Below are 21720 nucleotides of genomic sequence, written 5' to 3'. Positions count from 1 at the left end.
CAAATTGTTTAAAGTTTCCTGCAATTATATATTAATCCATGCAGGAAAGCGTTTGCATAAGGCGGAAGACCCTGTGATTTATTACCTAATAAATTTGCTTGCAATAAGAAAAGCGCAAGCGCCTTGCAGTAAGAACGCCATATCTCTCAAAAGCTGCCAATTTTGGTCGTGCGGTGTGTATACCGTCGAAGCCTTCCTTAACCTGTGGGCATCAAGCACACGACTAGCCTCTCGGAAAGGAGTTCTTTCCCTTTTTTCGAAGGCTGCCCTACATGTAGAGGCGACTGCACAGGGACGACAAGCATAAGACGAGCCCTGCAAGAAGTGTACTTTCCTTGGAAGGGATTGGCTAGTCTTTCGTCACTAGGAGCCGCAACTAGACAGCCTTGTGACCTCGAGGGGCAGGCGCTCCTCCTAAAAGCTAACACTTTTAGTCGTGCGATGATAAAGCTGTCGTTGCATTCCTTGTGGAGCTGGAAAGTTATCGACGATTAAAATTTTTTTCTATCAAAAAAATGGCTTTTGCCGATCATTCTTTAAGATAGCGCTTTATTGTCAGGTTTTTTTGGATGTACCATTTATTTTCTGTAACAATGTTTGCGACCGTCAAAATCATGGATGGAATTTTCTCAACATTAAATACAATGATGCCTAATTGGTCATTCATAATAAGAAATGACTCTCCATGTGAGTATAGAGGGAGATCCTTGCCAAGCTGCAGGATCGAGCTTATGATGGCCTGCTTCTCTTCTGCTTCTATTTGGATGTTGGGTGAAAACCTCAAGATCCAATCTTGATTCTCAATGGAAAACCGATACATTTTCCTCACCCTTTGCCAACAAGATAATTAATAATTAATATGAGAAAATCTCTAATTTATGTTATCAATTGACTAGTGAACATTGCATTTCACTCTCAAATAAACAAAAGTTGAAATATTTTAAATATTTTATTGTTTTTTGTAAAAAAGCGTTTTAATTCCTTGACGGAAAGTGCCCATTCATGTATATTATAATCATCATTTAACAGAATATATTTCCGTTATTAGATAAAAATATCTGCTCTATGTTTTGTTAGGTGGTAATATTCATCTAAGGCACAAGATGTGTCTTGACAGGCTTAGGAGGAAAAGTAAACATGCAAAACGGTAAAGTAAAATGGTTCAACAATGAAAAAGGTTTCGGTTTCATCGAAGTTGAAGGCGGAGACGATGTATTCGTTCACTTCACTGCTATCCAAGGTGAAGGTTTCAAATCTTTAGAAGAAGGCCAGGAAGTTTCTTTTGAAATCGTTGAAGGAAACCGCGGACCTCAAGCTGCAAACGTTGTAAAACTATAATTCAAATATAACGATAAAAAGGCTGGCACCTGCCAGCCTTTTATTTTTTTCCTGATTTATGAAAGCTTGCTGCCTATTGATTTAATTTTCTCACCTACAGTGCACTCTGTAATGCAAAATCGATGGGCATATCTGCGCCCTCTTTCCTCTTTATGATGCTTATGAAGGAAGCAGTCTTTGCAGTAACTGATTATCAGCTCCTCCACTTCATTAATAATTTCCTTCCTGCTCAAACGATTCACGCCTTCCTTATATCGGATTATATGATCTGCATTTTGCTGTTAATAAACTTCCCCTGCAGTGCCTGACCGGCCAATTTATCTGCTTCTTTATTTTCATTGCGCGGAATGGGTCTATATCTTGGCAGAATACCAAGCTTTTTAATCTTTTCTTCAATTCGGTCAAGCCAGCGGTTTAAATTTTCTTCATAACATGGCCATTCACCTTCAAGCTGTTTCAACACTACCTGTGAATCACCTTTGAATTCACAAGTCATATGATGAACGCCCATTTCTTCGAGCAGGTTGAGAGTGTAATAAATGGCCGCATATTCTGCTTCATTATTATTATCCATCTCATCAAATAGCTCATTTGCCCGCACACGGTACTTTTTTTTGCCCTGTTTAAAATATATTACTGCACCGAGCCCAGCCTGACAGGTTTCTTTATTAAATCCCCCATCAAAAAATACGGTAATATCGTGGGGATCCTCTTCCACTTCCATTAGAAGTTTTCTCATTTCCTTTGTGCTCCATGAAGTGCCAGCTTCATCATAGTAAATTATTTCTTTGCCCTTCCCTGATTTTTCAATATCTTCTCCAGCCTGCAAGGCCGATTCACCGTCAATCCAGTCTGAAGTAAATAATATATCCTCATTACCTTTAAGTTTATATTTCCATTCCAATTTATATTTCATTAAGGTCAGCCTTTCTGTACTTTATTAGCTGGTCATCATTATTAGAACTGTTTGCAATAGTTGAACTTATTATACTTTACTCAGTTTATTACTAACTGAGTATATTTCAAGGTATAATGGTCAATGACAATTTTATATCTCCTGCGGTTCGTAAACTCCCGCATTAACAAAACTAGGAGGAATATGATGTTTAACGAATGGTTTGGACTTCTCTTTGCAATTATTAATTTCACATTAGTATTGACTATGTACCGCGTGTTCGGAAAGACTGGTTTATTCGTGTGGATTGGCTTCTCTACTGTCATGGCCAATCTTCAAGTCGTAAAAACCATTGAAATGTTCGGCCTGACGGCTACTTTAGGAAACGCTATGTACGGTACCGCTTTTCTCGTTACGGATATCCTAAATGAAAAGTACGGAAAGGAAGAAGCAAAAAAAGCTGTATGGCTTGGTTTCTTTACTCTTCTGTCCATGACTCTCATCATGCAGATGGTTTTATTATTTAAACCGCATGAAACAGATTTTGCACAGGAGCCCCTCAGCACTCTTTTTTCGATTCTGCCGCGGATTGCTGCCGGAAGCCTCGCTGCCTATTTAGTCAGTCAATTTACGGATGTTTATATTTTTACCTATTTAAAAAAGAAATTTCCAAAGGATGGCCAATTTTGGATCAGGAATAATGGCAGCACTATGATCAGCCAGCTATTGGATACCCTTGTTTTTACAAGCATTGCTTTCCTCGGCGTATTTCCAATGGAGGAATGGATTCAAATATTCATCACCACTTATTTGCTGAAATTTATAGTAGCTATACTTGATACCCCGTTTGGCTATATTGCTAAACGTTTTCCAGTAAAAGATTAGGATGCCATTTTTGGTATCCTTTTCTGCTTTATCGCGGTCTGACGGGCAGTAGGCTCCCCCAATTAAAGACTCAGCGGTATCAATGGAGGATAACTGGGGGATCCAACTGCCCGTAAAGGCCCGATTGGTTCAACTAACAATAAGTGGGAGATAAAGCCCCCCACTTATTGAAGTTTCACTTTATCGCTTATTTTTATGATAAACTACACTTAGTTTACCCTATTATGCTGTTAAAATCAGGAGGCAGTTTAATTGATTGAAGTGTATATCGATGGAGCAAGTGCCGGAAACCCGGGTCCCAGCGGGGCAGGCATTTTCATTAAAAATAATGGCCAAGTTGAACGCTATTCCATTCCTTTAGGGAATATGGAAAATCACGAAGCCGAATACCGTGCATTTATTCATGCTCTGGAAATATGTATAGAAAAGGGATACAAAACAGTATCCTTTCGAACGGATTCACAGCTCGTTAACCGGGCCGTTGAAAAGGAATTCGTTAAAAATAAAAAATTTGCTCCCTTGCTTGAAAATGCTTTGGAGCTTACAAGGCAATTTGATTTGTTTTTTATGAAATGGGTGCCCAGCTCCGAAAACAAAGGAGCGGATGAATTAGCCAGAGCAGCCATTCGCAAAAATAGAACGAAAGGTCAATGAGATAATGAATAGATCGGTTATATTTGCAGATGTAAGCCTATTGCTCGTAGCCTTTGTGTGGGGAACTACCTTTGTGCTTGTACAAAACGCCATTGCTTTTCTTGAGCCATTTTCTTTTAATGGTGTACGCTTTTTCATGGCCGCTTTCTTGCTGGGAGGCTGGCTAGTTATTTTTGAAAGAGAACAGTTAAAGAAAATAAACAAAAAGCTTTTGATTTCTGGAATTATTATGGGCTTGTTTTTATTTATAGGCTATGCTTTCCAGACAATCGGACTGCTTCATACAACTTCCTCAAAAGCTGGCTTTATTACGGGGTTAAGTGTAGTAATGGTCCCAGTCTTTTCTTTTATGCTTTTAAAAATTAAGCCAGGGTTCAATGCTATTATAGGTGTATCAATTGCAACAGCGGGATTGTATTTGCTTACAATGACTGATAAAGTCTCGCTAAATATCGGTGATGCATATGTATTAATCTGTGCAGTTGGTTTTGCCCTTCATATTATATTCACAGGAAAATATAGCAGCAAATACCCGGCCCTGCTATTAACGGTTATTCAAGTAGGTACCGTGGCCTTGCTATCAGGCATTTTTGCGTTTTTTACAGAAAATTGGCAGCAGGCATTTGAAACTGGAGTATTATTTAAGACCAATGTGGTGACTGCTCTAATTGTAACTTCATTGTTTGCGACCGCGCTCGCATTTTTTGCACAGACGGCTTTTCAAAAATTCACAACCCCAACAAGAGTGGCCCTCATATTCGCCATGGAACCTGTGTTTGCTGCTGCTGCAGGATTTATGTGGGCGAATGAGAGACTTTCCTTTAGTGCCCTGACTGGCTGTCTGCTAATTTTTGCAGGTATGGTCTTTGCAGAAATTCCTGCTAAGAAAACATTATCCATCTTTAGGAGAAAAACAGCTTAATAAATAGAAAAAGGGCGTGTCCTCAAAAAACACGCCTTTTAAATGATTGATTTTTCTTTTACAAATTTTATTGCTTCACGCCTGCTGGTAATATTCTTTGAAACCAATGTTTCAAGCAATGATACGTAAAAACTGCCGTCAAATGATTTCTGAGCTTTTAATGTAAGTTCTATTGCTGCATTGGCAAGCTCATCAGAAGCATTGGTATAATTTTTGCCAAAGTAAATGAAGCCAATCGCGTCTTCCCGAAATTGAAATCCTTTACTTTGCAAAAAGTGCAAATACTCTTCAACTGTCTTCATTTCACTTACCCTCTTCCCCTGCTCCCTCCTGCGTTCTCCTAAATCTTACCTGATTTTTCGACAATTATCTACCTTTTTTCTGCATGAAGCAGGGGAGTTGTAAGCTCAATTATTTCTTCTTAGTTAGAAGGTAGCCAAGTGTTCCGGTTAATACACCGAGGAGAGCTCCGCCCAATACTTCAGCAGGCTGGTGGCCGAGCATTTCCTTCAGCTTCTTTGGACCTTCCTCTTCAAACTTAACTGTCTCATCTTTGTGAATTTTATCAACCAGCTCACCAAGACTATTTACCTTTAAGGTAAGCTCACCGGTTTGGCGCCTGATTCCCTGGGCATCATACATAACAATCAGGCCATAAACCAGTGATAAAGCAAAGTCGACCGTCGGAACTCCGCGCTTTAAAGCTATAAAAGTGGTTAAAGAAGAAACACCAGCCGAATGAGAACTCGGCATGCCCCCTGTCTGGAAAAACAAATCAGGACGAAGTTCTCCCTTTTTCACATAATGGATGGGGATTTTTAGGCCCTGTGCCAGCCCTATACTTAAAAGAGCGATATAAACTCCCTTGTTCATAACAATTCACCTCTTCTTTATTGTGAAGTATGCAGACTTTTATTATTCCTCCTTCAAATGCTAAATAGGCCTGTAATTATGGAATAATTAAACCCAAAACAGAAGAAGAACTCACCGCATCAGTTGCTAAATTGTACCCTCGATGGACATGATTAAAACCCGAAGACTTTAACAATAATAAGGTTATCAATGGAGAAGTTGCTGACTGGGGAGGTGAATCACATGAGCAAAAATGGACATACAAACAGAGGAATAAAAGCACCTGGTGTAAACCCTCAAGGATACGGGCAGGATGCTGAATTTTCAGAGGAACCTAAAAGCAAACTGGAGAATGCAGCGAAAAAGAAGAATACTAAGTAAATTGGATGCCGCCTTTGGCGGCATTAATGTTTGTTAGAGTAAAGCTGCATTTGGGGTCTGATGGAGATGTACACATTTTACTTCGGTTATATGTGCATGATCCTTGTGTGAGCGGTTACTGTCATTTTTGTGCGCGGGGGTTCTTCGGTATGCGCGCATGATTATGGTGTGTGCGGGTTTCTTGCATTTATGCGCTCAGTTTTCTCTTTTACTTGGAGATGCGCAATCATGAAAAAAATTTAAAACCCCAGGCAGGAGCCTGGGGTCTCTATTATGCATATTCCTTTTTAAAATCAAGAAATCTATGAAGACCGCGGAATTCAATTTCAGTGAATTTCTCTATGACCTTTTCCCGGTTCATTGTGAATTGCGCCAGGTCTAGAGGGCATTCAACAGGTACATCGCATTTTATTTCGGCGAGCTGTCTGCTCAAGTGCAGCATTTCAAGATCCTGTTCGATCTTGGCACGCTGTCCTTTTGTGAGCTGTTCCAGGTTTTCTAATACACCTTCAATATGCTCAAATTGCTGCAGCAGCTTCAGAGCTGTTTTTTCGCCAATCCCTTTTACTCCGGGATAATTATCACTTGTATCTCCCATGAAGGCTTTCAAATCAATCATCTGCTTCGGTGTTATTCCCTTTTCTTCATAAAAGGTTTCTGTCGTATGCACAAGATAATTGCCGTAGCCTTTTTGCAGCAAAATGACAGAAATATTATCATCCAGAAGCTGAAGGATATCCTGGTCGCCAGTAAGGATCAGTACTTCCGCTTCCTGGCTTGCTTTTCTTGCAATGGTGCCAATGCAGTCATCAGCTTCATATCCTTCAAGGCCAATATTTGGAACATCAAAAGCTTCCACGACTTCTTTTACCAGATCGAATTGAGGCACAAGTTCAATTGGAGCTTCAGGACGGTTTGCTTTATAGGCATCAAACATTTCCGTACGGAAGGTTTTGCTTCCCATATCCCAGCAAACGGCCACATGAGTCGGGCTAAAGGAAGAAACAGCCGTTAAAAAGTGTTTAACAAATCCGTAAACTCCATTTGTAGGTATTCCTTTTGAATTTATCATAAATTGACCGGACATCGCTGTTGCAAAATATGCCCTGAACAGCAGAGCCATTCCATCAACCAGCAGCAGTGAAGGTTTTTTCTCGTTCATTTTTCCGCCTCCCGATTATAATCATAACAACTATTATATCATGGGAAACTCTCCGTTTCTCTTGAAAAGTTTTACAGCCCTATTCTGTTTCCCTTATTAGTTCAACTCCATGTTCTTCCAGTTCATAGTAAGTAGCGATTCGCGCATTTCGGACATTATTATTTAATGGATACGCATATGTAGTTCCATCTTTAAAGGTAAAGATTAATTCATCATCAGACATAACACCCATTTTGTTTATGACCGTTTGCCTGGCATGTTTGATTTCCGGCCAATTATAGTGCTTCTCCTTCAAACTGAATAATGTATTAAAATGGACACCATTCTTATCAATATAGTGGTAATAATCAAAACTGAGGATAACTGTAGCCAGTGAAAACAAAAAACCGGCTCCTGTAATAAATTTCGCAATCCTGCCCAATTTTTCAGCACTGTGCAGCCAAACCCCCGCTAGGATAAAAATCCCCATCGATGCCAAAGCTATGCTAAATGTAACATAAGCGGCTTTAGGCGCTTCGAAAACCCAGGTCCCTTCAGGTCTGAAAAATTGTGCCTGAAATGGTGAAAGTAAAAATATAGGAATAAAAATTGCTGACAATATTAGAATAATTGCAGTCGTTACCAATATTTGTTTTGTTTCAGTTCTTTGTTTTTTTGTTATCGTGTAGCCCGAAGTATTCATTTAACCACCCCATTTTCAAAATCTATTAAACCTTTTGAATTATATAATAATTTTAACAGTAAAAAAATCCCTTTTTTTAAAAGGGATTCCTCTATTCTTCGACAGTTTCTATTTTATTTCCGTCATAAGAGATCCAATCGCTGAAGCTTCCAGCATATAATTTAACATTACGGAAGCCAGCTTCCTTTAATGCCAGAAAATTAGGTGCTGCTGTTACCCCAGATCCGCAGTAAACAACTACAGGTTTATTCTTATCGATGTCTGCAAACCGTTTTTCCTGTTCCTCTGCTTCTTTAAACCTGCCATTTTTATACGCTTCAAGCCAAACTCTATTGATTGCTCCAGGGATATGGCCGGCTTTTTTATCAATTGGCTCCTCCAGTCCCAGGTATCTCTTTTCCTCTCTCGAGTCAATAATTACAGCAGTATCCTGATTACCGGTATATTCTTTAACTTCTTCGTATGAGGCAAGTATGTCAGGCCGCAGATCGATTTTAAAGTCAGCTGGCCCGAAGCTTTGAATCTTATTATACAAAGGATAGTCGCTTTCAGCCCATTCTTTATATCCGCCGTTCAATACATAAACTTTATCATGTCCCAAATACCTGAGGAGCCACCAGAACCTTGCGGCAAAAGCCCCTTCTCCTCCATCATAGGCAATTACTGTGGTATCCCTGCTGATACCAGCCTTCTCCAGGACTTCTTTAAATTGAGAGGGATTTGGAAGCGGGTGCCTGCCCCCATGTTCTCTAACAGGGCCTGACAGATCCTTCTCTAAATCAAAATACACGGCATTGGGAATATGGCTGAGATTATATAAGCTGCGCCCTTCTTCAGGTGACCCAAGTTTAAAGCGGCAGTCGGCAATTCGGATATTAAGATCATCCAGTTTAGTTACTACCCATTCCTTTTCTACTTGATACTTCATTTAAGGTTCTCCCCTTTTCTCTTTTCCATCAGGCGTTTTATATGTTCCTTTGGTGTCCAGCAGTTAAATTGATAGTCAGGTTTCGTTTCATAGCCCAGTCTGCTGCAAAAATAAACCATTCCTTCTTTACGCTTTTCAGGATGGAAGTTTACGCAGGTTGCACATGCATGAAATGAATTTTTCTCCATAGCTCTCCCTTTACTTCTCAGAATGATATTAAACTTTCAGCAGTTCCCAAAGCCATTTATTCAGTCCGGATACTTTGCCTTTTCCTATAGGCATTGATTCACCGGCTGTATAGAGGAATTCCCTTTCTGACTCGAGTGTATCAGCTATTTGATTAGCTAGATGCTCCTGAATAAGATCCCCGCGTTGTTTTGCATTAACCAGGGTCTGATAAAAGCGGGTAATCTCATCCTCTTCCTTTAAGCAAAAGAGACCTGTATACAAAAAATCTCCGTTTATTTTGCTTTGCTGAAGCAGCTGCCTTGAAATGAGGCAGGCTCTTATCGCCTGGATTAACAGCTTCTGTTTTTTAATAGAAAAGCCCTCTTTTTTTGCCGCTTCCCCAAGATTGCGGGAAAATAGCTGGGTGTAATGCTGGAATAACTTATACCGTGAGAACTCTTTTTCCGCGATACTCCTCAGCCTATTTGAAAAGCCATCCCTATCCTTGTAGATGATGGGTGAGTATGCCCATTCGAATATACTTGGATTTGATCTTTGCATAAGGTCAAATGCTTTAAAAATATCCCAGCCGTGCGCATCATAAGGGTTATCTGAATCAATAACCTCTTTGGCACGTTCAAGGGAAAGATATGCTTTCAGGTCCTTATGTTTAAAGATGAAGCGGATATCATAATCTGATTCCGCATCATCTGTCCCCCAGGCCCTGCTTCCTGCTTCACATGCAAACAGGATGTCTATATTATATTTTTCTTCAGCAGCGGAAAGCCATTTTTCCATAAGAAAAGCAGCAACCTTTCAATACCTATTATTCGTACTGTGCAATGTTCCTCTCAATTTCTTTCAGCTCTTCAATCGGGAAATCATCTTTTAAAGCAGCCGTAATACCTTCATAATATTCATTGTTCTGTTCAATCAGCGAATTGAGCAGCCGCTCAAATTCGACCGTCAGCAGGCTGCTGTAATGGAATTTTAGTCTGGTGCTTTCAGCTTGCAGGTAACGATCTGCAGGTTCCTGCAGGTTCTTCTCCAGTTCATCCGCCAACTGCTTGCGTTCATTCTTTTCAAAAAACGTTTTTGGGTTTTTAAAGTAGGATAGAGCCTTTTTAAATTGGTTCGGGTCTTCATTGGAAAATGCAGAATCAAATTCAATACTCTCCATTTTTAATGGCTCATATGAGCTAAAAGACAAATCACTGTTCACATTGGCGGCTTTTTTCGAAATAGTCTCCTGCTGCTGGCCGATCAGCTTGGATATATAGGATTCAAGCCTTAATGTTGTTGCACGAAGTTCCTGGGCAAAATCAAACCCAAAGCTTGCAAGGAATTCATCAAGAGCGATTTTAAGCATTTTCTTTAAGTTCCGGCCATCATCCTTCAGGACTGAAGGGTTGAAAGCCTCCTTAACAAAATCAAAGAAACGCAGAAATACTCTTTGCTTGATGTAAAAGACTAGCTCATCCGTTTCCTGTTCAAGCCTTTGGGAAAGCAGTTCGGATTTTTGTCCACGGATAATCTCAGTAACCGTCTGATGCTCTTCCTCAAGCTGTTTCAGCTTTTCAAACCTGACTTCTTTATTTTCCTGTGAGGAGGAAATGTAAGACCTCAGCTGGGCTAATAGCCGCCTCCACTCTGTTTCTGCTGATGAGATGGAAATATTCAGCAGGTCTTGATTTATAAAGGAGTAAAAGCTTTTTTCAAATGAACTGATATTGGAAACTCCCTCTTTGCTGTTATCCAGCTTCTCTGCCAGAGCTTGAAGGCTTGAAATGCCAGACAGATGCGGCCGGCGGATTCCGTATTGCACCAGCTGTTCTTCAACGTACTCAAGTACCGAATCCTTTTCTTCTTCATTATTGGCAAGGTCAATGGCATTAACGATAAAGAACATTTTATCAAGTGAGAAGGTGTCTTTGACCCTTCCAAGCTGAATAAGAAATTCTCTATCGGCTTTCGAAAAGGCATGATTATAATAAGTTACAAAAAGGATTGCATCCGAGTTTTTTATATATTCAAATGCGACCCCGGTATGCCTCGCATTAATCGAATCTGCCCCAGGTGTGTCAACCAGGGTAATTCCCTGCCTTGTCAGTTCACAATCAAAGTAAACCTCTATTGTCTCAACGAAGCATGATTTTTCCTCATTGGCTACATAATCCCGAAACTCTTCCAAATCAGCTTTTATGATTTTCCCAAGCTGATCTGTGAAGAAATTAAAACCTCTCATAAAGGCATTAAGAAATGCAAAGTGTGTCTTTTCATTCGCATCGAAATCCTGGTTTTCCCCAGTGATCTTTTTAATCGCTGCAGCAGCATCGCCAAAGTTTCCTGCAGAATAATCAAAGACCTTCAATGAATGATTGATATCATTTAAGAGAGTCTGTGAATCCTTTACTTTTACAAGAACAGTTCCATGGACATTTTCAGCCGTAACAGGCTTAATTTTGTTGATTGCAGCTGTCGTCGGATTTGGTGAAACCGGAAGCAGTTTTTTCCCGATTAAAGCATTGGCAAAGGAGGACTTTCCTGCACTGAATGCACCAAAAAGGGCAACTGTGAATTCTTTGCTCTCAAGCCTTGATGCTTTATCTGCCAAATCAGCAGCAAGCTTTCTGAAACCTGGGATATCCTTTACTGCATTAGCGGTGAATTGAAGCTTTTCAATAACAGGCTGAACGAAAACCGCAGGAACGGCTTCCCCTGTCTGCTCTTCCTCAGCAGATTTTCCAGATTTCTTTGGCACCTTTTCCTTCTCAGCTTTATCTTCATGCAGGAAAACAACTTCAGCTTCATCGACATCTTCTGCTGCAAGGATTTTGGCTTGCTCTTGAAACTCAACTTGAGCAAAGTCACCTGTTAAATAGACTTTCATCTCGGCAGATGCCTTAATAACTTTTTCATTGAGAGCTTTAATTGCACTAAGAGCTTCCGCATAGACAGTAAGCTTGCGGATTTCATTGACCAGTACAGTCTGATCCTGGCTGATATTTTCTTCAAGCGCTTCCAGTAGTGCATTTTTCAGGAAAGCTGCGTTCTTTTTGGCAATTCTCTTTACAGCCTCTGCGGTGTCGTTCGTATACTGAAGAACATAATCTCCTGAAACCATGGCCCCGGACTTTACTGTTTCGGCTAAAACTGCTGGTTCAAAGGAAAGCTTGAAGCTCTGAACTTGTGCTAGAATTTCTGAATCATGGATATTATGCTGCTTGAACTGCTGTAAAAACAGCTCTTTTATATGCCACTCCAGCTGAGACTTAACCTTTTCGGAAAAATCTTGATAGAAGCGGTCAAGCCGCACTGACCTTTCCTGCTCCGTTTTCTGTTTGCTGAAAAATAGGCCAATTTTAAACGAAGGCTGGCACGACTCAAGGTAAGATTCAGCCAGTTCCCTCGTCTGGAAAGGCATTAAATAAGCGTTTTTTAAAATCTCATCTATCTTTCCGGTTAACTCAATATCTGCTTCATGCATAGAAGACTTTAGCTTATTCAACTGATTCTCTAACTCTTGCAGCCTGTTTCCGAGCTGACCCCGTTCATCCTGATCTAATTCAGCCAGTTTTTCTTCCCATTTACCTTTTTCAGCTGCATGGGTGTCTCCTAAAAATGCCAGATGGTCCTCTGTTAATTTCTTTAAAGAATTAAAAACGGATTGGGGCAAAAGCTCTTCACGGTTATCAATGCTGCTGTTAATAAAGTTCTGAAGTGCCTTAAAATCGTTTGCCTGGTGATTTTCATCTTTTAACGTGGTGTAAAAAATCCGTGCAGGCTTTACTCCCCAGGATGCAAATGATTCCTTTACGCTTTCTTTAAATTGTTCAAAGCTGAGCTCTTCATCCCGATGTTTATCAATTTGATTGATAACAAGATAAACTTCTTTTCCTGCAGCCGTCAGTTCTTTTGTAAAAAGAAAATTTAATTCCGACTGGACATGGTTATAATCCATAACATAAAAAATAAGGTCAGCCAAATGAAGAGCAGATTCAGTAGCAATTCTATGCGCATCATCTGTAGAATCGATTCCAGGTGTATCCATAATTACTGCCTTCTTGGGCAAACTGGTGGCGGAATGGCTTATTTCAATGGAATGAATTGAATCGCCGTCCTTGCAATAGGATTTTACCTGTCCGTAATCATACGGAGCAGGATAAAGCCTTGGCTTTCCTTCCTTAAAAATAACTTTTGCATAATCTTCCTCACCTGATTTGACTTTTACCAGGTTGGCACTGGTTGGAATCGGCGAGGACGGAAGGAGGTCTTCTCCTGCAAGCTTGTTAATCATGCTCGATTTTCCAGCAGAAAAATGTCCGCAAAAAGCGATGGCAAATTCCTGGTCTCTTAGCTTAATTAAGAGATCTTTAGCTCTTTTAGCTGTCTGGCTATCCCCATTTCTCTGGGCGAATGTATATATCGCAGTAATTCTGTTCATTAATTCAGTTTGCTGTAATCCTGGTTGCAAAATCGTGTCAGCCATTTCCATTAATCCCCTTGTAACTTTAATTTACTTCCTATTTTAAATGATTTTCGTTTATTTTCCTATATAGGATGGTTTATTCTTTGATTTTTCTAATATTTCTCAGCAGCTGCTTTTATTCTATGTTCATTTGCTTGTATTTTCACATGCGTTAAAAAAACAAAAACCAGGCCTCCCGCGCCTGGTTTCAAAAAATACTATTATCTTGTATGTGGTCTAGCTACGTTATTTAATACATGTTTCATAACAAGTGAGTAGGCAGCAATTGTGCCTGCAACAAATAGAATTGTCATATGTAGCAACACCTTCCTGTTGGAATGATATTGAGAATAATTTTCAAATTCAATTAGAAGTTTATCACGAACGATAATCATTTTCAATAGGGATTTTAAAATTGTCAAACTTTTTTAATATCTCTATTCTTGCCAGGTCTTAATCGTAAAAAAGCTTCTTCGTATCCTGTCAATTCTTTCAGTGCTTTTTCTTCGGCTGGTATCCTGACCGAAAGTACCATTATGTTTAGCAGGGTAAATACAGCCGCAGTGATATAAGCCTGGAACATTAAAGGTATTACGAGAAATTCAGCAGCTACAATTACATAATTGGGATGCTTTATAAAGCGGTATGGCCCCCTTCTGACGACCTTTGCCCCCGGCATGACTATGATTTTGGTATTCCAGTATTTCCCTAAAGAGAAGAGTGCCCATACTCTTCCTGCCTGGGTAAGAAAGAAAAGAATCAGAAGAATGGGCCAAAAAGGGGACAGGTCTTTTTCAAAGATGGTTACTTCAATCAGAAAGCAAATGAAAAAAGAAACGTGAACCACAACGATCCAGGGATAGTGCCGCTGACCAAATTCCAGTGCGCCCCGGCCTTTCATCCACTTTTCATTATTTCGGGCTACAGCAAGCTCTGCTGCCCTCTGCAAAATGATGACGGCAATAAATAGTTTGAACAGCATGTATTCACTCCCATTCCAGCAGCAGTAATTCCGAGCTAAATCCCGGGCCGAGAGCAGTTGCAAGTCCGGTATCTCCCTTTCTGCCGATCTCCATAAACCTTTTCAGCACGTAAAGAATGGTTGCTGAGGACATATTCCCGAACTCCTTTAATACATCAAGTGAAACTTTTGTCATATCAGGATCGAATTGCAATGCTTTCTGATAAGCATCAATAACTTTTTTTCCCCCAGGATGGGCAACAAAATGGATTATTTTTTTCATCTCCATGCCTTTTCCCCTTAGAAATTCCGTTACATTCTGCTTTAGCCAGCCCTCTATTATGGATGGTATATCCTTTGAGAAAACCACATATAAGCCCGCATTCTTCACTTCCCAGCCCATCACATCCAGAGAATTGCGCATTGTTGTTGATTGGGTTCCCAGGATTCTCGGAATGGATGACACCTTTTGAAAATCCCTTTGAACTTCATCACCCGTTATCAGCGCACATGCTGCGCCGTCAGCAAAAAGAGAGGTCCCGATAAGATTACTCTTTGATCTGTCATTGCGCTGAAAGGTCAAACTGCATAATTCTATAGTTAAAACCAATACTTTTGCTTCAGGGTAAGCCAGGCAGTATTCATAGGCTCTTGAAAGGCCTGATGCGCCGCCCGCACAACCCAGTCCCCATATCGGTATTCGCTTCGTATGTTCAGAAAATGGAAGCTTATTCATGATTCTTGCTTCAATACTCGGTGTGGCGATTCCTGAGCTTGAAATAGTAAAGATGGCATCGATATCATCACATTGGAGATTCTTGCTCAGGAAAATGTCATTTTCCAGACAGCACTTTATAGCCTTTGTTCCCAGTTCAATAGCCTGTTCAATATAAGCATTGTTTCGCTCTTCAAATGATTTATCTGTTTTAAACCATTCGAGTCCCTTTGCGAAGTGGCGCTTTTCAATTTGGCCGTTGCGGAAAGCTTTCAATAGGCGTTCAATATCCTTAAAGGACTCTGAAAATAAATCTCTGGCAAAATCCATTACCTGATCCTGTGTCAGAACATGTTCAGGTATTGCTTCTGCAACTGATACAATTGCTGGCATACATGACTCTCCTCCACTTGCTTTCTTTTACTTTTTCCAAATAAAAGCAATTTATGTTACAAAATTGGATAATCAAGCAAAAAAAAGCTCCCCCCATTAGGAGGAAGCAATGTGTTTTGAAGGAGTTGTTGTGCATCTTTATTATAATGGAATAACTAAATGAATATCATTACTAAATCTTTTCCAATTAGCTCTAGAGCCAAGCATTCAATAAAAAATGGCTGGCCCATGGCATAGTTATTCTGATGCATCCAATCCATTATTGTTTTTGTGATGCTTTTGTACTTCTATATATATTTTTTTCGTAACCAGGATACCGCAAGCAGCACAAACCTCTTCTTCATTATATAAAAGCCGGCAGTTATCACAATAAAATTTCTCCATCACATTCCACTCTCTTTCGTGCAAGAAACAATCGCTTCGGAAATGTAAAATACCGATAGAATATTATATTGATTGCCAGAATTATTGTGATTGCCGCAAAGAAGAATTATGAAGCCTTCTGCTCCGCAAAAGATGCAGGCTGAACTGCTTTTTTTCCTTTAGCAACATTGAATACGATATTTAAAAGAATTGCTGTCACACTGCCAGCCACTATACCGTTATCAGTCAGGATACGCACACTGGAAGGCATTTGCGCGAATAGTTCAGGAACGGCTGTTACTCCCAATCCCATCCCGACAGAGCAGGCAATGATTAATAAATTTTCCTGAGAGGAGAACTCTACCTTGCTGAGCATTTTTATTCCATAGGCGACTACCATACCGAACATAGCTACCATTGCGCCTCCTAAAACAGGAGTAGGAATAATGGTTGTCAATGCGCCGATTTTCGGAACTAGCCCAAGCAGTACAAGAAAAGCCCCTGCTGTATATATGACATTTTTTGTTTTAACGCCTGACATCTGAAGAAGTCCGACGTTTTGCGAATATGTTGTATAAGGAAAAGCATTAAAGACAGCACCAAGGATAATCGCAAGTCCTTCGGCACGATAGCCATTTGACAGATCTTTCTCTTCCAATTTTTCTTCACAGATATCACCAAGGGCAAAGTATACGCCCGTAGATTCAACTAAACTGACCATTGCTACGAGTATCATTGTGAGGATCGCTGTCACCTCAAATGTCGGCATGCCGAAATAGAAAGGGGATGGCATATGAAACCAGGAAGCTTCCCCAACAGCGGAGAAATCTACCATGCCCATAAAAAACGCAGTAATGGTGCCAGCAGCCAGCCCCAGCAAAATGGCAATCGCTCGAACAAAGCCTTTAAAGAATCGGAAAAGTACTATGATGAACAGCAAAGTGCCAAAAGCCAATGCTATATTTGTCAGGGAGCCAAAGTCAGGGCTTCCCTCACCTCCAGCCATATTATTCATTGCTACAGGAATTAACGTAATCCCTATAATGGTAACTACAGACCCTGTTACAACAGGCGGAAAAAATTTAACCAGTTTTCCAAAATACTTTGAAACAGCTACAACGAAAATACCAGAAACCAGAATAGAACCATAGATAGCAGGTATTCCATACTGCCCTCCGATCGCAATCATCGGTCCAACGGCCGTAAATGTGCAGCCCAGAACTACGGGAAGGCCAATCCCAAAAAATTTACTGCGCCATACTTGAAGGAGTGTTGCAATTCCGCACATAAAAATATCAATGGAAACAAGATAAGTAAGCTGTTCCCCTGTTAAGCCAAGTGCCCCTCCTACAATCAATGGTACAATTACCGCGCCTGCATACATGGCAAGGACATGCTGAATTCCCAATGAAGCAATTTTAAGCGGATTCTGATTCATCGTATCATTTCCTCCATATTCTTTGCTGTATTATCAAAGCTGATCATGCCGTTTTCAAGTGAGTCAATAATAGCTAAGGACTCGACCCGGAATCCCTTTTCCCTCAGCAGCTGTCCGCCATTTTGAAAGCCTTTTTCAATAACGATTCCAATCCCTGCAATTCCTGATCCCGCTTTTTTTACTATATCCGCAAGACCTAGTGCTGCCTGTCCATTCGCCAGAAAATCATCGATTATAAGGACATTATCTTTTTCTGATAGATATTTCTTTGAAACAGAGATTTCACTTGTTTCTTCCTTAGTAAAAGAATAGACAGAGGCTGTAATCAGGTCATTTACCAGAGTGAGAGATTTTCTTTTTCTAGCGAATACAACTGGAGCATTCAGATGGAGCCCAGCCATTACAGCTGGCGCAATCCCCGAAGATTCGATAGTCAATATTTTTGTAATCCCGCTTCTGGAGAATCTATCTGCAAATTCTTTGCCGACTTCATGCATTAGCTGAGGATCTATTTGGTGGTTCAGAAAAGAATCCACCTTTAAAACTGTCGGAGATAAAACAATCCCTTCGCTCTTTATTTTTTCAATAAGCATATCCATTTTGCATCCTCCTCTATGATAGATAGCCTTCAATTACTCATTCCAGCCATATAAAAAGCCTGAAGCCCATCGCATTCACAACATAAAAATGAGTGAAGCAATGGCCTTCAGGCTAATGATCTAAGCTGCAGGCAAACAAGGATGACTTTAAACGTCCTTTACATTGCTCACTCATAGTCGGATCATTTACGGTAACCCGGTAGAAACTTGCGAGCCATATCCTCGCGATTATATGAGTGAATGTTATTAATTTATTAACATTATAACATCATTTACTAATACTTCAATCAAAAATTTAACTAAATACGAACTAAACAATATATTACCAGAAAATTGTTCGCTAATCAGATAATTCGCCCTCTTCAGTATGTTTATTTTTAAAAATTTGCCTTCCTTCTGAAGCTCAATTAAACCTTCACAGTTTTTTCACAATTCACAGGAGTTTTTTGTGACATAAATCACTTAAATATCAATTTTTCACCATTATCATAGTGTTTAAGTTACGAATGAACAATTTGTGAACTCACTGAAAGCATCTAGAATCTTCCTAAATGTTTTGTATTATGAAAGTGTAATCATTTACTTTTTCCAAATATTCGAAAGGAGTGAAAGACAATGGCGAAAACAGAACTCAGCCGAAAAACAAAAACTGAAATAGAGGATAGCTCTTCCTTAAAGGGAACGCTAGCTTCCGTTTTCTTATTAGGATTCTTCCTGATCATTACATGGGCAGGTGTTTATTCATTATTTATCAGCCGCTTTTAGAGTTAGAAAGGGGAAAAAGCCATGCATATGCATAAATTTGAAAAGGCCTGGCTCACTTTTGGAATCGGATCGCTGCTTGTTTTTCTAACAGTCTTGGGAGTCAGCGCATTTTACCTGGGCAATCAGCCCCCAAGCTGTTTGGCAACAATCGACCCTGAAAAGGTCGATACTACCGCTCCATTTAATGAGCCAGGACTGAAAAGGGTAGAAGGGAAAGATTGGGATTACGAATTGGTATACGTAGCATCTGCGTTTTCCTATAGCCCAGCTGAAGTGGAGGTTCCATATGGTGCTAAAGTGAAAATTATCGCAACAACCAAAGACGTTGTCCACGGTTTCGAAGTTGCAGGATCAAATATCAACATGATGCTAGAACCCGGCTATATCAGTGAACACATTACAACATTTGATAAAACTGGAGAATACTTAATTGTATGTAATGAATATTGCGGTGTTGGTCACCACATGATGTCGTCTAAAATTAAGGTGGTGGAATAATGTTTAATCCTTCAGCAAAATTTAAAGTTGACCGCCGTGACGGAAAATTGGCAATGGCTCACTTTTTCGTTGCATTTACAGCTTTAGCAATAGGCGGCCTTGCTGGCTTATTGCAGACTTTGGTCCGCTCCGGTAAATTCGAGCTTCCGGCAGGCATCGGGTATTACCAAATTCTCACGGTTCACGGTGTTGTACTCGGACTTGTACTTACTACCTTTTTTATAATGGGCTTCCAGTTAGCAGCAACAAGCAAAACATCAGGAACCCTTACAAATAAACAGCGAATTGCCGGCTGGGCCGGTTTTTGGCTGATGACAGCAGGAACTGTTCTTGCAGCTGTCATGATCCTGTTGAATGAAGCTACTGTTCTTTATACTTTCTATGCTCCTCTTCAGGCACATGCATTGTACTATATCGGTTTAACACTTGTTATAGTGGGAAGCTGGATTGACGGGGCAGCCATCATTATGAAGTATGCAGAATGGAGAAGAAAAAATCCCGGGCAGCCGAGTCCGTTATTAACCTTTATGTCATTGGTCAACACAATGATGTGGATTGTGGCAACAATCGGTGTAGCGTCTACTGTTCTTTTCCAGCTTCTTCCTTGGTCATTGGGGTTTGTAGAAACAGTAAATATCGGAGTCAGCCGTACTCTATTCTGGTATTTCGGACATCCGCTTGTTTACTTCTGGCTATTGCCAGCTTACATGGCCTGGTACGTTGTCATTCCTAAAGTCATCGGCGGAAAGATTTTTTCTGATTCATTGGCGCGCATGTCATTCATATTATTCCTGCTGTTTTCAATCCCTGTCGGATTTCACCATCAATTAATGGAGCCGGGAATTGACCCAGCATGGAAATTCTTACAGGTTATCCTAACATTCCTGGTTGTCATTCCATCTCTTATGACTGCATTTTCTCTTTTTGCCACTTTTGAAAGCTTTGGGCGTTCCAAAGGGGCCACAGGATTATTCGGCTGGGTAAAAAAACTGCCTTGGGGAGATGCCCGATTTACTGTTCCTTTCATCGGGATGGTTGCCTTTATACCTGCGGGAGCAGGCGGTATCGTTAATGCGTCCCACCAGATGAACCAGGTTGTCCATAACACGATTTGGGTAACCGGCCACTTTCACTTAACCGTGGCAACATCTGTAGTACTTACATTCTTTGGGGTTTCTTACTGGCTGATTCCACATCTCACAGGAAGAACATTAACAAAAGCGATGAATAAATTGGGTATCATCCAAGCAGTTATCTGGGCAATCGGAATGACATTCATGTCTGGTGCCATGCATGCTGCCGGTCTTCTGGGAGCGCCGCGCCGTTCATCATACTCTGAATATGGCGGAGCAGCACAAGCAGCAGAATGGATTCCATACCAGGTTGCACAGGCAATCGGCGGTTCTATCCTATTTATAGGCATCATCTTAATGCTTTATATCTTCATCAACCTTGCCTTTTTCGCACCAAAGGGAGAGCAGGAATTCCCTGTCGGAGAAGCTGCTGATGAAGCCGAAAAAGCTCCAATGGTATTTGAAAATTGGAAGCTTTGGCTTGGAATTACGGTTGTTCTTATTCTATTTGCCTACACCATTCCTTTTATAGATTTAATTCAAAATGCACCTCCCGGGGCTAAAGGATATAAGCTTTGGTAAAAAAAACACTCCGTTCCGATATGGACGGAGTGTTTTAGTGTTCAAGCTTGCTTGAGTCAGCCGCCCTTCCTGCATTTTTCCTTCTTGCAGGCAAATTCACAATAATTACAGAACTGAGTATCAGCAAAGCACCAGCAATCTGGACTGCACCGAGACTTTCCCCGTAAAGTGTGACTCCTAGAAGCATGGCCACGACAGGTTCAACTGTAGCAATAACAGCTGCTTTGCTTCCATCCGTTTTTTCCAGTCCCCATGTATATACAAAATAGGCGAGAACCGTAGGTACAAATCCAAGACCAATACTAAGAAACAAAACTTCAGTGTTTAGAAAGATTTCAGCTTTTGTCCACAGTCTGGTTACCGGGATTAGAAATACCGATGCAATCAGGAATGTATAAAGCGTAACTGTATACGGATGATATTTTCTTAATGCAAATTTTCCGAATATCGTATACAGTGCATAGCCAAACCCAGAACCCAATCCCGTCATAATTCCAAGCAAAGTGATATCACGGCTGCCTGCTGTTACTCCGGCAATTAGAATGCAGCCTAAAATTGTGCCTGCCACAGCTGCAATCTTTCCAAGATTTATTCCTTCCTTTAAAAACAGGTAAGATAATACAGTAACAAATGCTGGAGCTGTGTAAAGCAGAACGACAGCCATTGATATGCTGATTTGGTTCATTGCTGTGAAATAACAATAATTAAAAAAGACGATGCTCAGTATTCCGGTTCCTGCAAAAAGTCTGATGTCAGAGGCAGATTGCAATTTAAAGCAGTTCCGGAAACGCATAATTCCTATTAGGACAAGAAATATTGCTGCAAAAAAAACTCTCGCGGCCACAATTTCCATAGCCGTAAATCCATATTCTCCGAGCCCTTTAACAAAAACAGCAATAATTCCCCATAGACTTGCCCCTAACGCAATCATAATGAATGGAAGTATTTTCTTCATTATTTCTCTCCATGAAGTAAGAGGATGGCTGAGGCCACCCTCT

General features: G+C 40.4%; 25 protein-coding genes and 1 riboswitch. Of the genes, 8 read left to right on the top strand and 17 right to left on the bottom strand.

Annotated elements, in window-relative coordinates:
• Positions 1-529: 529 nt before the first annotated feature.
• Positions 530-820, bottom strand: coding sequence for a hypothetical protein (locus MKY20_RS11845; RefSeq protein WP_009332653.1), 291 nt, complete (start codon positions 818-820; stop codon positions 530-532).
• Between the two features lie 317 nt (positions 821-1137).
• Here MKY20_RS11845 and cspD point away from each other — a divergent pair, with 317 nt between their 5' ends.
• Entirely contained in the window at positions 1138-1338 is a 201-nt protein-coding gene (cspD, locus tag MKY20_RS11840) for a cold-shock protein CspD (protein ID WP_009332654.1), read from the top strand.
• Positions 1339-1394: 56 nt separating this feature from the next.
• Here the strand turns inward: cspD and MKY20_RS11835 are convergent, their stop codons facing one another.
• Together MKY20_RS11835 and MKY20_RS11830 are read right to left on the bottom strand one after the other, a co-directional pair.
• Complete coding sequence (locus MKY20_RS11835) at positions 1395-1571, bottom strand: zinc-finger domain-containing protein (RefSeq protein ID WP_009332655.1); 177 nt, start codon at positions 1569-1571, stop codon at positions 1395-1397.
• Positions 1572-1597: 26 nt separating this feature from the next.
• Positions 1598-2254: a ribonuclease H family protein gene (locus MKY20_RS11830; RefSeq protein WP_019379739.1), complete on the bottom strand. Its 657-nt coding sequence runs from the start codon at positions 2252-2254 to the stop codon at positions 1598-1600.
• A 186-nt stretch (positions 2255-2440) separates the two neighbouring features.
• Between MKY20_RS11830 and MKY20_RS11825 the strand changes: the two genes are divergently transcribed.
• From MKY20_RS11825 to MKY20_RS11815, 3 genes are all read left to right on the top strand, one after another.
• Positions 2441-3118 (top strand): queuosine precursor transporter, encoded by a 678-nt coding sequence (locus MKY20_RS11825; protein ID WP_009332657.1) that lies wholly within the window; start codon positions 2441-2443, stop codon positions 3116-3118.
• A gap of 252 nt (positions 3119-3370) precedes the next feature.
• Positions 3371-3772, top strand: coding sequence for a reverse transcriptase-like protein (locus MKY20_RS11820; protein WP_019379740.1), 402 nt, complete (start codon positions 3371-3373; stop codon positions 3770-3772).
• 4 nt (positions 3773-3776) lie between these two features.
• Complete coding sequence (locus MKY20_RS11815; protein WP_251156225.1) at positions 3777-4694, top strand: DMT family transporter; 918 nt, start codon at positions 3777-3779, stop codon at positions 4692-4694.
• Between the two features lie 38 nt (positions 4695-4732).
• On the opposite strand, the gene MKY20_RS11810 is transcribed toward MKY20_RS11815, so the two are convergent.
• Both MKY20_RS11810 and MKY20_RS11805 read right to left on the bottom strand, forming a co-directional pair.
• Positions 4733-4996 (bottom strand): DUF6123 family protein, encoded by a 264-nt coding sequence (locus MKY20_RS11810; protein ID WP_009332660.1) that lies wholly within the window; start codon positions 4994-4996, stop codon positions 4733-4735.
• A 109-nt stretch (positions 4997-5105) separates the two neighbouring features.
• Complete coding sequence (locus MKY20_RS11805) at positions 5106-5567, bottom strand: divergent PAP2 family protein (protein ID WP_009332661.1); 462 nt, start codon at positions 5565-5567, stop codon at positions 5106-5108.
• Between the two features lie 222 nt (positions 5568-5789).
• Here MKY20_RS11805 and sspL point away from each other — a divergent pair, with 222 nt between their 5' ends.
• Entirely contained in the window at positions 5790-5927 is a 138-nt protein-coding gene (sspL, locus tag MKY20_RS11800) for a small, acid-soluble spore protein L (protein WP_009332662.1), read from the top strand.
• A gap of 271 nt (positions 5928-6198) precedes the next feature.
• Here sspL and MKY20_RS11795 read toward each other — a convergent pair whose 3' ends face one another.
• From MKY20_RS11795 to MKY20_RS11745, 11 genes are all read right to left on the bottom strand, one after another.
• Positions 6199-7089: a 5'-3' exonuclease gene (locus tag MKY20_RS11795; protein WP_009332663.1), complete on the bottom strand. Its 891-nt coding sequence runs from the start codon at positions 7087-7089 to the stop codon at positions 6199-6201.
• A gap of 79 nt (positions 7090-7168) precedes the next feature.
• Positions 7169-7771, bottom strand: a complete 603-nt coding sequence (locus MKY20_RS11790; protein ID WP_009332665.1) for a hypothetical protein — start codon at positions 7769-7771, stop codon at positions 7169-7171.
• Between the two features lie 91 nt (positions 7772-7862).
• Complete coding sequence (locus MKY20_RS11785; protein WP_341001161.1) at positions 7863-8699, bottom strand: sulfurtransferase; 837 nt, start codon at positions 8697-8699, stop codon at positions 7863-7865.
• Positions 8696-8887, bottom strand: a complete 192-nt coding sequence (locus MKY20_RS11780; RefSeq protein WP_192907736.1) for a hypothetical protein — start codon at positions 8885-8887, stop codon at positions 8696-8698. The genes MKY20_RS11785 and MKY20_RS11780 overlap by 4 nt, the downstream gene beginning before the upstream one ends.
• Before the next feature lie 28 nt (positions 8888-8915).
• Positions 8916-9665, bottom strand: a complete 750-nt coding sequence (locus MKY20_RS11775) for a nucleotidyltransferase domain-containing protein (protein ID WP_341001158.1) — start codon at positions 9663-9665, stop codon at positions 8916-8918.
• Between the two features lie 28 nt (positions 9666-9693).
• The gene (locus MKY20_RS11770) at positions 9694-13356 is read right to left on the bottom strand and encodes a dynamin family protein (protein WP_341001156.1); all 3663 of its coding nucleotides are present in this window, start codon (positions 13354-13356) and stop codon (positions 9694-9696) included.
• Positions 13357-13753: 397 nt separating this feature from the next.
• The gene (locus MKY20_RS11765; RefSeq protein WP_341001155.1) at positions 13754-14317 is read right to left on the bottom strand and encodes an isoprenylcysteine carboxyl methyltransferase family protein; all 564 of its coding nucleotides are present in this window, start codon (positions 14315-14317) and stop codon (positions 13754-13756) included.
• 4 nt (positions 14318-14321) lie between these two features.
• Positions 14322-15404, bottom strand: a complete 1083-nt coding sequence (locus MKY20_RS11760; protein WP_019379749.1) for a type III polyketide synthase — start codon at positions 15402-15404, stop codon at positions 14322-14324.
• 237 nt (positions 15405-15641) lie between these two features.
• Positions 15642-15788, bottom strand: coding sequence for a hypothetical protein (locus MKY20_RS11755; protein WP_019379750.1), 147 nt, complete (start codon positions 15786-15788; stop codon positions 15642-15644).
• 106 nt (positions 15789-15894) lie between these two features.
• Positions 15895-17205, bottom strand: coding sequence for a nucleobase:cation symporter-2 family protein (locus MKY20_RS11750; protein ID WP_009332676.1), 1311 nt, complete (start codon positions 17203-17205; stop codon positions 15895-15897).
• A complete protein-coding gene (locus tag MKY20_RS11745; RefSeq protein WP_019379751.1) occupies positions 17202-17804 on the bottom strand; it encodes a xanthine phosphoribosyltransferase in 603 nt (200 codons plus the stop codon). The genes MKY20_RS11750 and MKY20_RS11745 overlap by 4 nt, the downstream gene beginning before the upstream one ends.
• Before the next feature lie 154 nt (positions 17805-17958).
• A riboswitch (purine riboswitch) is annotated at positions 17959-18060 on the bottom strand.
• 359 nt (positions 18061-18419) lie between these two features.
• Here MKY20_RS11745 and MKY20_RS11740 point away from each other — a divergent pair.
• The 3 genes from MKY20_RS11740 to MKY20_RS11730 are packed head-to-tail and all read left to right on the top strand — an operon-like array spanning position 18420 to position 20722.
• Positions 18420-18569: a cytochrome c oxidase subunit 2A gene (locus tag MKY20_RS11740; protein ID WP_009332678.1), complete on the top strand. Its 150-nt coding sequence runs from the start codon at positions 18420-18422 to the stop codon at positions 18567-18569.
• 21 nt (positions 18570-18590) lie between these two features.
• Complete coding sequence (locus tag MKY20_RS11735; protein ID WP_019379752.1) at positions 18591-19067, top strand: cytochrome c oxidase subunit II; 477 nt, start codon at positions 18591-18593, stop codon at positions 19065-19067.
• Complete coding sequence (locus tag MKY20_RS11730) at positions 19067-20722, top strand: b(o/a)3-type cytochrome-c oxidase subunit 1 (protein WP_019379753.1); 1656 nt, start codon at positions 19067-19069, stop codon at positions 20720-20722. Before MKY20_RS11735 ends, MKY20_RS11730 begins: the two co-directional genes overlap by 1 nt.
• A 34-nt stretch (positions 20723-20756) precedes the next feature.
• Here the strand turns inward: MKY20_RS11730 and MKY20_RS11725 are convergent, their stop codons facing one another.
• Positions 20757-21677 (bottom strand): DMT family transporter, encoded by a 921-nt coding sequence (locus MKY20_RS11725; protein WP_009332681.1) that lies wholly within the window; start codon positions 21675-21677, stop codon positions 20757-20759.
• Between the last annotated feature and the right edge of the window lie 43 nt (positions 21678-21720).

The organism is Cytobacillus sp. FSL W8-0315, from assembly GCF_038002905.1.
Classification (GTDB): Bacteria; Bacillota; Bacilli; order Bacillales; family Cytobacillaceae; genus Cytobacillus; species Cytobacillus pseudoceanisediminis.
This window is presented reverse-complemented; position numbering and strand designations above follow the sequence as displayed.